Genomic DNA, 12,935 nt, shown 5'->3' on the forward strand with positions numbered 1-12,935 from the left:
AGCGCGTCCGGTCGAGCCGGACGCGGGCGACCGAGCCCCTCAGCAGCGGTCTGCGCCGAGACTACGGCCGCTGTTCCCCTCGCTGTCAAGGTTGTCCGAACTATGAGCGTCGCGTCTCAAGCCGGTTGACGCGCATTCGGATGCCTGTTCCACTTGGTCCATGCATCCGCAGCAGTGGCTGGTCAAGCGCTCCCACATCGACTTCGGTCGAGTGTGGTCCTCCTCCTGTTGAGCTGAGCCGATCCCACTGCGCGCCCCGATTCCGCGGGGCGCCGTTCGCGTTTTCCCCCGGCCTTCACACAGCGCCCTCCCCTCGCGCTCCCCTGTTCTCCCGGTTCCGCGCGGCCGCGCTCTCAGCAGTCGCAGCCGCAGCACTCGCACGCGTCACAGCAGTCGCAGTCCCGGCAGATGCCCTCGCGCTTCTTCCGGGACCAGGGACCTTCGTACTCCTTCGCACAACACATCTGACAGGTGCAGCACAGCAGCATGAACATCCCGCACCCCGCCCAGAACCCCCGCCGCCGCGGCGGCTGCGGCGCCGGCCCGCCACCGAAACCACCACCCCCGCCGTATCCGGAGCCACCACCGCCGAACGGGTTGCCGCCCCCGCCGGCGTACGGATTCCCTCCGCCTCCGATATAGGGGTCACCGGCACCGCCCGCGTACGGATTGCCCGGCACCTGCGGACCGCCTTGCTGATGCGGCCCGCCCTGCTGATGCGCCGAGCACACCGGCACGGCTCCGAACGCGCGGTCCACCGACCTGCGCAGTTCGTGCACGAGGAGCAGATGGGCCAGCTTGCCGTCCACGAACTCGGCCTCGCGCAGGGCGAGGCGGATGCCGTGCAGCGCGTCGTCGGCGAGCCTGCGGACCTCGGCGAGGGAGGTCCCGGTGGCGGTCAGCGGGTTCCACGCGCCGCCGGCGGCGTCGGCGGCCCGGTCCTCCACCGCGTCCAGCAGATGGGCGAGCCGCCCGAAGAGGCATCCGGCCTCGGCGAGCGGTTCGGCGTTGCCCGGTCGTCCCGCCAGGATCGCGGTGTGCGCGAACGCCGCGGCGGTCGCCGTCTCGGTCGGTTCGGTGATTGTCAGCAGCGGGGTCCCGGGACCGGCGAGCGCCTCGATGCCGAGCTGTCGGTCCACGGCGTCGACCAGCACCGCCGTGTCGAACCCGATGTCCGATCCCGTACGCGCCCCCGCGCGCCCCCAGTTCGTCGCGATCCGGCGCGCGGCGTGCGCCACCGGCTTGCGCGCGAGCAGTCCATCCCCATCTGCGACATGGTCACGCACCTTGGCCGAGGCGAGCACCAGGGAGACGGCGGCGGCGAGCCGCGCGCCCTCACCCCGTGCGACGGAGGCGGTACGCATCCCGCGCAGCGGACAGGGCCCGGCGGTGCGCCGCCAGTCGGTGGTGCGCTCGGCCTGAGCCTCCGTCAGAACCGAGACCAGCAAGCCGTCGTAATTGGTGACGATCCGGGCGAACTGCCCGTGATCCCCCCGCAGTGCGAGACAGAGCCCGCACAGATGCGCCATCCATTGCGTCCGCAGCCCCTCGCCCAGCCGATGGCTACAGGGCCTCACCATTCCGAACACGACACTCCCCCGTGTCTCCCGATGCCTTCGCACGCCCCTCGGCGTGGCCGCATCGTAGCCGCCGGAACGTTCACCCGGACGCAGCAGTACTCACCCAAACGCCGTGAACAATATTATTTCACTCCCTGTCAGCAGGTGTGTACAGCGGAGCCCTTGGGGCACATGGACTCTCGACGAATTCGTTCTGCACCAGTACCGTCACGAAACCCCCGTGCGGCGTCTATCCACTTGGCGAGACATCCGCATCATGGACGACGATAGGGATGCGGAAAGCACGAAAGACCGCTGCGAGAGGAGGCGTCCATGGGATCGGTGCGCAAGGCGAGTGCCTGGCTTGGCCTCGTCGACGACAACGACGACGAGCGTTACTACGACGACGACTACGCCGATGAGCGGGAGTCCGGCACCGGCGAGGCCTGGGTCACCGACCCTCGTGTCAAGGTCGCGTCCGAGTCGGCGCAGGAGCACGGCCGCCGGATCGGCACGGTCACGCCGGACAGCTTCCGTGACGCCCGGCACATCGGCGAGCTCTTCCGGGACGGTGTCCCGGTCATCATGAACCTCACGAACATGGAGCCCGCCGACGCCAAGCGTGTCGTCGACTTCGCGGCCGGTCTGATCTTCGGTCTGCGCGGTTCGATCGAGCGCGTGTCGAACCGCGTGTTCCTGCTGACCCCCGCCGACACCGAGATCGTCAGCGGCGAGGTCGCGAGCCGCCCGGTGGACGGCTTCTTCAACCAGAGCTGAGGCAGGGCCGCTCGCCGGCCCGTCCTTTCGGTGTCCGGGTCACCCGGCGCGGCTCACCGGAAGGCGTCGAGACCGGTGAGCGCCTTGCCCAGCACGAGTTGGTGCATCTCGACGGTGCCCTCGTAGGTGAGCACGGACTCCAGGTTCGTCGCGTGCCGCATCACCGGGTACTCCAGGGAGATCCCGTTCGCGCCGAGAATCGTGCGGGCGGTACGGCAGATCTCGATCGCCTCACGCACGTTGTTCAGCTTGCCGAAACTGATCTGCTCGGGACGGAGCCGTCCCGCGTCCATCCGCCGCCCCAGATGGTGGGCGAGCAGAATCCCCTTGTGCAACTCGACCGCCATGTCGGCGAGTTTGGCCTGGGTGAGCTGGAACGCCCCGATCGGCTTCCCGAACTGCTCCCGCGTCTTCGCGTATTCGACGGCCGACTCGAAACAGGCGCGCGCGGCGCCCATCGAGCCCCACACGATTCCGTAGCGGGCGTGCGAGAGACAACTCAGCGGGCCCTTCAGCCCCGTGACGTCCGGCAGTACGGCGTCGGCGGGCAACCGCACGTCGTCCAGGACGAGTTCACTGGTGACGGACGCGCGCAGGGACCACTTGTGCTTGATCTCCGGCGCGGAGAACCCGGCGGTGTCCGTCGGTACGGCGAACCCCCGGATGCCGTCGTCGGTCTGCGCCCAGACGACGGCGACCCCGGCGACGGACCCGTTGGTGATCCACATCTTCCGCCCGTCGAGCACCCAGTCGCCACCGTCCCGCTTGGCGTACGTACGCATCGACGCGGGGTCGGACCCGTGGTCGGGCTCGGTGAGACCGAAGCAGCCGATCACCTCACCGGAGGCCATGCGGGGCAGCCAGGTCTGCTTCTGCTCCTCGCTGCCGAACCGGTGGATGGCGTACATCGCGAGCGACCCCTGCACGGAGACGAGCGACCGGATCCCCGAGTCCGCGGCCTCCAGCTCCAGACAGGCGAGCCCGTACTGCACGGCGCTGGCCCCCGCGCACCCGTACCCCTGGAGCGACATCCCGAGGGCCCCGATGGTCCCCAACTCCCGTGCCAGCTCCCGGATCGCGGGCAACTCCCCGCGCTCGTACCACTCGGCGACGTACGGCATCACCCGGTCCGCCGCCCAGGTCCGCACGGTCTCCCGCACGGCGAGATCCTCGGGGTCGAGCAGATCGTCGAGGCCGAGGAGATCGGCGGGGGCGAAGCTCATGGGTGCACCTCCGGCTCACGAAAACTAGCGACGCTAAGCACCGTACCCACTCGCCCACTCAGCCGCTCCCAGCTGCGGGCAATCGTGCCGCTGGGCGGTGGGGGCGCCTCCCGCTCGAGCGAAGCCGAGAGTGGGGGAGGGTGGGCGCAGCGGCACCCCGCAGGCGCCGGTGAGCGGAACCCCGCCCGGCCCAGCACCAGCAGAGGGTGCCGAACGCGACTCAGCGCATCGACTCCGCACGTACTGGCGTCGCCGACTTCGCCTCCCGCGGCCCGGGCACCTCCGCGGACGCGCCCTCGCACTCCATCCCGCGGGGCAGCCGCAACGCCATCACCGCGCCGAGCACCAGCAGCGCCGCGCTCACCAGCAACGTCACATGCAGACCATGGACGAACGAGTCCCGGGCGGCATGCCGCAGCGCCTCCCCGGAGGACCCGCCCAGCCGGTCCGCGACCTCGTACGCCTCCCCCAGCGAGTGCCCGGCGGCAGCGGACGCCGACGAAGGCACCCCCGGCACTGACGACAGCCCGGGCGCGTACGCCGCGTTCATCACACTGCCGAGGAGCGCGATCCCGATGCCGGCGCCCAGCTGGTAGGAGGTCTCGCCGATCGCGGACGCCCCGCCGGCCGACGACGCGGGTGCCTCGCTGAGCATCGACTCGTACGCCCCGAACAGGGTCGTCTCCAGGCCGAAGCCCAGCAGCACGAACCCGGCGAGCAGCAGCCCCGCGTTGTCGTGGCGTCCCATCGCGGTCAGCAGGACGACCGCGAAGGCGGTGAGGCAGAAGCCGGCGCAGACCATGCGGCGCGGCCCGAAGCGGTGCAGCATGTGGGAGCCGACGAGCCCGGCGGCCATCGCGGCGACGGTCAGCGGCAGCAGCCGCAGGCCCGTCTCCAGCGGGGAGAGGCCGAGGACCAGCTGCAGATACTGAGCGGCGATCAGTTCGAGCCCCACCAGCGCGAGCATCGCGAGGACGATGCAGCCGACGGAGGTGCTGAACGCGGGGCGCGCGAACATCCGCAGGTCGACCAGCGGATGGGTGCGGCGCCGCTGCCGTCGTACGAACGCGGCCAGCAGGGTGGCGCCGCCGAGGAGGGCGAGCGCGGTGCCCGGGTCGAAGGGCGGGTGGCCGCCGCCGAGCCGCTTGACGCCGAGGACGACGCCGAAGAGACCGACCGCGGCCGTCAGGGCGCCGATCACGTCCCAGGGGCCGTCGCGGTCGCCCGTCGACTCGGGCAGCAGCAGCCGTCCGACGGGCAGGCTGACCAGCATCAGCGGGATGTTGACGAGGAAGACCGAGCCCCACCAGAAGTGCTCGAGGAGGAACCCGCCGAGGAGGGGTCCGACGGCCGCGCCCACGGCGGCGACCGCGCTCCAGATGCCGATGGCGAACGCCCGTTCGCGGCGGTCGGGGAAGACCTGGCGCAGGATCGACAGCGTCGCGGGCATGATCATCGCGCCGCCGACGCCGAGCAGGGCACGGGCCGCGATCAGCACCTGGGGGCTGTCCGCGAAGGCGGCGAGGGCGGAGGCGATGCCGAAGAGGGCGTAGCCGAGGAGGAGGATCCGTCTGCGGCCGACCCGGTCGCCGAGCGTGCCGAAGAGGATCAGCAGCGAGGCGCAGACCAGCGGGTAGACATCGACGATCCAGAGCAGCTCCATGGCGCTCGGCTTGATGTCCTCGGTGACGGCGGGCACCGCCACGTGCAGCACGGTGGCGTCGACGGCGACGAGCAGCAGGCTGACGCAGAGGACGACGAGGACGACCCAGCGGTTGGCACCGGCCCCGGCGTCCCGACGGCGTCGTGCGGCGGCCGTGGGCGTCCCGGACATGTACGTACCTCCCAGAATGCTCTCGCGTTCGGCGGAACCGGCGGGGCGGGGAGTCCCCGGCGGTCACGGTTCGGGAGGAGCGGTGTCCCGGACCCGCGCAACGAATAGGCGAGCGAGCCGTCAGCGTACGCGAGTTCCCGCCGGTGGAACGTGGTGGGTGTCTCATGGAACGCTCATGTGACGTGTGGCATACGCCACGCGCCGGGCCGTCCACCGGTCCTCCATGGCTCCTTCATCACTCGTCCGTGGAGTTCCGCGGTCACGGACCATCACGGTTCCTCATGGACCACTACGTGACGGCGTCCGGGCCGGTTCCCGGCGCCGTCGATAATCGAGCGCGTGACCGATCTTGCCACGCGCCCGGCGGCGCCCCTCCTGAGGCGGGCCGCCCCCGCGCTCCTCGGGTACGCGGCCGTGCGCGCCCTGGGCCTCGTCGCCCTCGCCGGGTGGAGCGCGGCCCGCGACAAGAGCGCCCTGACGCTGCTGTCGGCCCGCTGGGACTCGCTCTGGTACACCCGGGTCGCCGACCTCGGTTACGGCTACGAGGTGCGGCTGCCGAACGGTGACATCCACTCGAACCTGGCCTTCTTCCCGCTGCTGCCCTGGCTGGAGCGGGCGGTGTCCGCGGTGACGCCGCTGTCGTACGCCCATGCCGGTCTGGTCGTCGGCACCGTCGCCTCGCTCGCCGCGGCCTGGGGGATCTTCGCGGTCTCGGACCGGCTGTACGGACGCCGGGCCGGGGTGTGCGCGGTACTGCTGTGGGCCGTGCTGCCGGTCGGGGTCGTGCAGTCGATGGCGTACACGGAGTCGCTGTTCACCGCGCTGGCCGCCTGGTCGCTGTACGCCGTCCTCACCGGCCGCTGGGTGACGGCGGGCGCGCTCGCGGCGCTCGCCGGGCTGACCCGGCCGGTGGGGCTCGCGGTGGTGGCTGCGGTGTGGGCGGCGGCGATCGTGTCGTACCTACGGGAGCGGCGAGACACCCTCCCGCGCGCCGGGGGCCCCACCCCCGCTCCCCCGTTCGTACGAAACCGGGGCACGGATATATCGGGAGGCGCTCGCTGGTGGCCGCGCGCCCTCGGAATGCTCCTCGCTCCCCTGGGGGCGGCCGGCTATGTGCTGTGGGTCGGCCGGCGCACGGGCAAGGGCCCGCTCGGCTATCTGGACGTCCAGGCGGGGTGGCGCAACGGCTTCGACGGGGGCTACGCCTTCACGCGTTTCGTCGCCGACAAGTTCACGTCGTTCCCCTCGGCCCTGGCGGGTGTCGGGCTGATCATCGGAGTGGCGTTGATCATTTGGCTGTACGCGGTCTGTGTACGCCAGGGACAGCCACTCCCGCTGCTGGTCTATGCGGGGGTCGTCACCGCGCTGGCGCTGTGCGCGTCGAGCTACTTCGGCTCCAAGCCCCGGCTGCTGATGCCGGCCTTCCCGCTGCTGCTGCCGCTCGCGCGCGCTCTCGCCGGCGCGCGTACGTCCAGGTCAGCGGCGATTCTCGGCGGTGTCGCGGCGGTGTCGGCCCTCTACGGGGCGTTCTGGCTGAATGGTTCCGGTCCGCCGTGACCGGGCCGCGACGGACAGCGAGCAGTCGGGTAATTCCGCACGTGCAATCGGTGAACGAATTCAAAAGGGCCGCAAAACGACCGCTCGACATTAGGCCATGGAATTGAAGGCCGAGTGGCGCAACGATTCGTCATTCAGCAGAAATAAACATCATTCTGAGAGGAATCCCACATCACGGCGTCATCACAAAGCCGGTGATTCACGCCGCGTACGAGCTCACTCGCTGTAACGTCGATTGAGTGCGTACCGAACTAAAGCCGACCCGTCTGGACCGGGTCTTCTCCAGGCTGGACCGTGAGCCGGAACGGCCGGCCCACATCGATGTACCGGTGATGACCCGCCACCGGGTGGTGCTGTTCGCCTCCACCCTGGCCTTCTACGTCGCCATCGTGTGGGCCGTCGTCATCACGTCCTGGCTGGTCCGGCTCGACTGGCAGATCATGTTCTTCCGGCCGTACCAGCAGTGGCAGCAGATCCACGCCTTCCTGGACTACTACGTCGTCCTCGGCCAGCGCGGCCCCACCGCCGTGATGGTCGCCGCCTGGCTGGGCTGGCGCTCCTGGAGACAGCACACGCTGCGGCCGATGCTCGCGCTCGGCGTCTCGCTGCTGCTGCTGAACATCACCGTCGGCGCCGCGAAGCTCGGCATGGGCCGGCTCGGTCCGCACTACGCCACCGAGATCGGCTCCAACGAGATGTGGCTGGGCGGCGACATATTTCCTTCGGGACACACCGCCAACGCCGTGGTGACCTGGGGGATCCTGGCCTATCTGGCGTCGACGCCGAGGGCCAGGCGCTGGCTGTCCGCGCTGTCCGCCGTGATCTCGCTCGGCGTCGGCCTCACCACGGTCTATCTGGGCACGCACTGGTTGAGCGACGTCCTGCTGGGCTGGGCCGCCGGTCTGCTGATCATGCTGGCGCTGCCCTGGTTCGAGCCGATGATCGCCCGCGCGGAGGTCTGGCTCTTCTCCGTACGGGACGCCTGGCGCGACCGTCGTACGGCGCCCGTCCCGGTGTCCGCGCCGGCGCCCGCCGTGGGCACGGCCCCGCTGCGGACACCCGCCGAGGAGCCCGCGAGCGCCCGGGAGACCGGCATCGCGGCCCGCGCCACCCACCCCCCGATCGTGCCGCTGCATCTGTCCCCCGGCCCGCATCTGACCAGGTCGGAGCGGACCCCGGTGACGCCGCTCGGCACCCGTAGGCCGCCCCACGCCGACCGGGTGGCCCGTAACGCGCCCTCCGCACGACCGGTCGCGGGCGGCTGACATCCGACCGGCCGGCGGCTGACACGAGACAGCGGGGCCCGGTACGCACAGCCCATGCCCCGCACGGCGAAGGCCCGGCTCCCGAGGGAGCCGGGCCTTCGCCCGTCATGGACCGACGGCGTTCGGTTCTCAGCCCTTCCAGGCGCGCCTCACCCGGCCGTCCTCGACCTCCAGATTCAGCCGGCCGAAGCGGTACTCCATGGTGATGATCGCGCCCGGCGGCAGCTTTCTGACAGTGGACCAGCCGCGTTCGGCGGCGCGACGCTCGGCCTGCGGCGCCTCCAGACCGACGTAGGCGTCGGGGTCGTCCCGGGGCTCTTCGGAAGGGGTGGGAAAGGGTGCCATGACCGCCACGGTAGGCGGCCGGGGGCCCCGCTGTCGCCCCGCAGTCACGCTTCTGTCACAGAACCACGACACCCGTTTCGGCCCAACGCAGTCACACGTACGAGCGGTTCCTTACGCCTTCCGCGTGCTGCCGAACGTAATTCCCGACCGCTTCGACACCATCACGAATAGCCCGTCGGAAAGCATGTCCGGGGCCGTGTGTGTCCGGTGCATGTCCAGCCTTTTCCCACCGATTCCCGGACGGTTCCCGGAAGTCCCCAGCTCATGGGAAATACACGGTTCCCCCACACTTCCCCCGTACGCCCCCTGTCGGAGCGGACCGGGGCACGCGCATCATGGCGTGCGTGCATCACGGGCCCAGGACGCGGCAGCGAAGGGGCGAGCGATGGGGACCGAGACCGTACAGGCGCCGACCCGGCCCGCGGGGGCGAGGACACCCGGGCGGCTGGTGGTCGACTGGCTGACCACGACCGACCACAAGAAGATCGGCCATCTGTATCTGGTCACGTCCTTCCTGTTCTTCCTGGCCGCCGGCCTGATGGCGCTGGTGATGCGCGCCGAGCTGGCCCGGCCGGGCACCCAGATCGTGGACCACGAGCAGTTCAACCAGTTGTTCACCCTGCACGGCACGATCATGCTGCTGCTCTTCGCGACACCGACCTTCGCCGGGTTCGCCAACGAGATCATGCCGCTGCAGATCGGCGCGCCCGATGTCGCCTTCCCCCGGCTGAACATGCTGTCGTACTGGCTGTTCCTGTTCGGCGGGCTGATCGTGCTGGGCTCGCTGCTGGTGCCCTCGGGGCCCGCCGACTTCGGGTGGTTCGCCTACGCGCCGCTGAACAACGCGGAACGGTCGCCGGGGATCGGGGCCGACATGTGGATCATGGGGCTGGCGCTGTCCGGGTTCGGCACGATCCTCGGCGCGGTGAACTTCCTGACCACGATCATCGGGATGCGCGGCCCCGGTATGACGATGTTCCGGATGCCGATCTTCACCTGGAACACGCTGTTCACGTCGATCCTGATCCTGATGGCGTTCCCGGTGCTCGCCGCGGCGCTGCTGGTCCTGGAGGCGGACCGGCGCTTCGGCTCACAGGTCTTCGACGCGGCCAACGGCGGCGCGCTGCTGTGGCAGCACCTGTTCTGGTTCTTCGGGCACCCGGAGGTCTACATCATCGCCCTGCCCTTCTTCGGGATCATCACGGAGATCATCCCCGTCTTCAGCCGCAAGCCGATCTTCGGCTATCTGACGCTGGTCGGGGCCACGATGGCGATCACCGGGCTGTCGATCGTGGTGTGGGCGCACCACATGTTCGCGACGGGCGCGGTGCTGCTGCCGTTCTTCTCGTTCATGAGCTTCCTGATCGCCGTGCCGACCGGGGTGAAGTTCTTCAACTGGACGGGGACGATGCTGAAGGGCTCGCTGTCGTTCGAGACACCGATGCTGTGGGCGACCGGCTTCCTGGTGTCGTTCCTCTTCGGCGGGCTCACCGGGGTCATCCTGGCCTCGCCGCCGATGGACTTCCACGTCACCGACTCCTACTTCGTGGTCGCCCACTTCCACTACGTCGTCTTCGGCACGGTCGTCTTCGCCACCTTCGCGGGGTTCTTCTTCTGGTGGCCCAAGTTCACCGGGAAGATGCTCGACGAACGGCTCGGCAAGATCCAGTTCTGGACGCTCTTCGTCGGCTTCCACACCACGTTCCTGGTGCAGCACTGGCTGGGCGCCGAGGGCATGCCCCGGCGGTACGCGGACTATCTGGCCGCCGACGGTTTCACGGCCCTCAACACGGTCTCGACGATCGGCTCCTTCCTGCTGGGCCTGTCCACGCTGCCGTTCCTCTACAACGTCTGGAAGACCTCCCGGTACGGCGTGCGGGTCGACGTCGACGACCCGTGGGGCTTCGGCCGGTCGCTGGAGTGGGCGACCTCGTGTCCGCCGCCACGCCACAACTTCGTGACGCTGCCCCGGGTGCACTCGGAGGCCCCCGCCTTCGACCTGCACCATCCGAGGTTCGCGGCGATCACCCCGCCGCAGACGCGCAGGGGCCAGGAGCGGACACCGCACCCCCGGTTCGGTCAGGAACGGCCGACAGGCGGCCCCGAAGGATCCTGATGGTCCCGGACTCCGGGGCGCCCGCCGAGGGTGTCCGGTTCAGTCGACGGCGACGACCGTGACGGAGAGGTCGTTGTGGGCCGTGTAGTACGGCTCGCCCTCCACCGGGCCGTGCGCCGACTCGGCGCGGGACCTGGGGTAGACGAAGACCGGGTGCTTGTCGACGACGTCGTCGAGCAGCCGGGCGACCCGCACCTTCGGTCCGTCCTCGCCCCCGGGCCGCAGCCACAGGTCCCAGTGGCCGGGCCGCAGTGCGCCGTAGGCCACGGTGAAGCGGACCTCGCCCGTGTCGCCGTGCGCCGTGAGGTCGGTCCGTACGGCGGTCAGCACCCCGTTCTGGTCGGTGAGTTCGGCGTACGCCCCGGTCGTGGGCTCGGCGCCGTACAGCCGGGCGGTCACCTCCAGCCGGCCCTCGCCGATGTGCAGTTCACCGGCCTCGGCGTGCGGGGAGCGCTCCCAGCTGCGGATGGTGAGGTTGCCGTGCTTGGTGCCGTACGGGATGCGGACGGCGATCCGCTCGGACGAGGCGGCGGGGGCGCGGTCGACGAGGGAGCGCAGGTCGTTGACGCCCGGGGACAGGCGGCGCGGCTCGTCCTCGGCCGTCTGGAGGTAGACGTCCCAGAAGCCCTCGGGGACGTCCGCGCTGCTCGGCAGCGCGGCCCTCAGCACACCGTCACCGGCCGGGGTGAGCGGCAGGCGCACCTCCCCCTCGCCGTCGCGGAGGACGAGCAGCAGATGGGCCGGGCCGGTCTCGCCGCGGTCGGGGACCTGGAAGGTCAGGCCGCCCGCGAAGTCGGCGACGCAGTCGGCGCGGGGGGTCGTGGCCCTGTCCTCCTGGTCGTCGCGGTGCGTGGACTGCTGGGGAGCCAGCGTCATCATGCGGTGCGCCCCTTCTTGAGAACGGAACGTCCGGCATCCCGAACGGCGTACGCGCTGCCGAGCAGCGCGCCCCGGGTACGGTGCAGCGAACCGCGCATCCGGCCCACCGAGGAGGTGCCGCCGCGGGCGACGAGGTCGCCGAAGAGCGTCTCGTAACGCTCGGCGATGCGGGACGGGTCGAAGCGCTCGGAGTCCTTGAGCGCGGCCTGCGCCATCTGTCGGCGCCGGTCGTCGTCGTTGATGAGTTCCAGCAGACCGTCGGCGATGGCTTTGACGCTGCCGACCTTGACCAGGCGGCCGTCGACGCCGTCGTCGATGATCTCGCCGGGACCGTGCGGGCAGTTGGTGGAGACCACGGGGAGGCCACAGCGCATGGCCTCGACGATCGTCATGCCGAACGACTCCAGGCTGGAGGTGACGGCGGCGAGGGACCCCTTGGCCCACTCGGGCTCGATGGGGTTGGCGGGACCCATCAGATAGACGTGGTTGTAGAGGCCCAACCTGTCGACGAGGGCGCGGAGTTTGTCCTTCTGCTTGCCGCCGCCGTAGATCCTGAGGCGCCAGTCGGGCCGCTCCTCGCGCACCTTGTCGAAGGCCTTGATGAGCAGGTCGTACCGCTTGACGGGCGCGAGGCGCCCGGCGGCGACGACCCACTTGCCGGTGCCGTCCGCCGGGTCGACGGTGGGTGCGGGCACCGGGTTGGGCACGGCCTGGAGGCGGACGCCGGGCAACCGCATCTTCGAGCCGTACGCGCGCGCGTCGGCCTCGGTGGTCGTGGTGAGGGCGTCGAGCCTCGGGTAGACGCCGCGCAGCGTGGCGCGCAGGGCGGCGGAGTGGCTGTCGAGCGTGAGGTGTTCCTGGCCGACGCGGATCGGGCCGCGGCGGGTCTGGCGGGCCATGTGCACGTTGAGTCCGGGCCGGGTGCCGACCAGGACGTCGGCGTCGACCGAGGCGAGGTGCTCGGCGATGCGCCGGTCGGTCATGACGCTGTACTGCCCGTAGCGGCCCTCCGCGCGCGGGAAGACCTTGGCGGGCCGCTCCAGATCGGCGTGGCCCTTGTCGGCGCCGCCCTCCCGGATGTCGACGAGGCCGCGCAGCCGGACCCTCGGGTCGACGTCGAAGACCGGCTCGTCACGGTGGCGGAAGACGGAGACGATCTCCACGTCGTGCTGTTCGGCCAGGGTGTTCGCCAGGTTGTACGTCGTGCGGATCGTTCCCCCGATCCCGTACGCGTTGTGTATGAGGAAAGAAATGTGCATGCGTCCCCCGAGCCCCCTGTTTTCACTGATCACCGTCAATGTGATCAACCGTCAATGGCGCTGCTGGTCCAGCGCCATACGGTTAGACCGGGTGCCCCCGGGAATGGTTGGACATCATCAT

At 70.3% G+C, this 12,935-nt stretch carries 10 protein-coding genes; 4 read left to right on the top strand and 6 right to left on the bottom strand.

Annotation, left to right across the window (positions count from 1 at the left end):
* Positions 1–353: 353 nt before the first annotated feature.
* Complete coding sequence (locus HW837_RS42695; RefSeq protein ID WP_193381913.1) at positions 354–1,589, bottom strand: DUF5685 family protein; 1,236 nt, start codon at positions 1,587–1,589, stop codon at positions 354–356.
* 303 nt (positions 1,590–1,892) lie between these two features.
* Here HW837_RS42695 and HW837_RS42700 point away from each other — a divergent pair, with 303 nt between their 5' ends.
* On the top strand, positions 1,893–2,336 hold the full coding sequence (locus tag HW837_RS42700; RefSeq protein ID WP_045556976.1) for a cell division protein SepF: 444 nt from the start codon (positions 1,893–1,895) through the stop codon (positions 2,334–2,336).
* 53 nt (positions 2,337–2,389) lie between these two features.
* Here the strand turns inward: HW837_RS42700 and HW837_RS42705 are convergent, their stop codons facing one another.
* The gene (locus HW837_RS42705) at positions 2,390–3,559 is read right to left on the bottom strand and encodes an acyl-CoA dehydrogenase family protein (RefSeq protein ID WP_193381914.1); all 1,170 of its coding nucleotides are present in this window, start codon (positions 3,557–3,559) and stop codon (positions 2,390–2,392) included.
* Between the two features lie 220 nt (positions 3,560–3,779).
* Positions 3,780–5,393 carry an MFS transporter gene (locus HW837_RS42710; RefSeq protein ID WP_093791869.1) on the bottom strand — a complete coding sequence of 538 codons (1,614 nt, stop codon included), beginning with the start codon at positions 5,391–5,393 and terminating at the stop codon, positions 3,780–3,782.
* Between the two features lie 339 nt (positions 5,394–5,732).
* On the opposite strand from HW837_RS42710, the gene HW837_RS42715 reads away from it, so the two are divergent.
* Together HW837_RS42715 and HW837_RS42720 are read left to right on the top strand one after the other, a co-directional pair.
* Entirely contained in the window at positions 5,733–6,950 is a 1,218-nt protein-coding gene (locus tag HW837_RS42715) for a glycosyltransferase family 39 protein (protein WP_093791867.1), read from the top strand.
* Between the two features lie 239 nt (positions 6,951–7,189).
* On the top strand, positions 7,190–8,215 hold the full coding sequence (locus HW837_RS42720; RefSeq protein ID WP_045556972.1) for a phosphatase PAP2 family protein: 1,026 nt from the start codon (positions 7,190–7,192) through the stop codon (positions 8,213–8,215).
* A 129-nt stretch (positions 8,216–8,344) separates the two neighbouring features.
* Here HW837_RS42720 and HW837_RS42725 read toward each other — a convergent pair whose 3' ends face one another.
* On the bottom strand, positions 8,345–8,560 hold the full coding sequence (locus HW837_RS42725; protein ID WP_045556971.1) for an I78 family peptidase inhibitor: 216 nt from the start codon (positions 8,558–8,560) through the stop codon (positions 8,345–8,347).
* A 385-nt stretch (positions 8,561–8,945) separates the two neighbouring features.
* On the opposite strand from HW837_RS42725, the gene ctaD reads away from it, so the two are divergent.
* Positions 8,946–10,676: an aa3-type cytochrome oxidase subunit I gene (gene ctaD, locus HW837_RS42730; protein ID WP_193381915.1), complete on the top strand. Its 1,731-nt coding sequence runs from the start codon at positions 8,946–8,948 to the stop codon at positions 10,674–10,676.
* A gap of 39 nt (positions 10,677–10,715) precedes the next feature.
* Here ctaD and HW837_RS42735 read toward each other — a convergent pair whose 3' ends face one another.
* Together HW837_RS42735 and HW837_RS42740 are read right to left on the bottom strand one after the other, a co-directional pair.
* Positions 10,716–11,552 carry a hypothetical protein gene (locus HW837_RS42735; protein WP_107073701.1) on the bottom strand — a complete coding sequence of 279 codons (837 nt, stop codon included), beginning with the start codon at positions 11,550–11,552 and terminating at the stop codon, positions 10,716–10,718.
* Positions 11,552–12,814, bottom strand: a complete 1,263-nt coding sequence (locus tag HW837_RS42740) for a glycosyltransferase family 4 protein (RefSeq protein WP_045556969.1) — start codon at positions 12,812–12,814, stop codon at positions 11,552–11,554. The genes HW837_RS42735 and HW837_RS42740 overlap by 1 nt, the downstream gene beginning before the upstream one ends.
* Positions 12,815–12,935: the final 121 nt, after the last annotated feature.

The organism is Streptomyces caniscabiei, from assembly GCF_014930365.1.
In the GTDB taxonomy this organism is placed as follows: Bacteria; Actinomycetota; Actinomycetes; order Streptomycetales; family Streptomycetaceae; genus Streptomyces; species Streptomyces caniscabiei.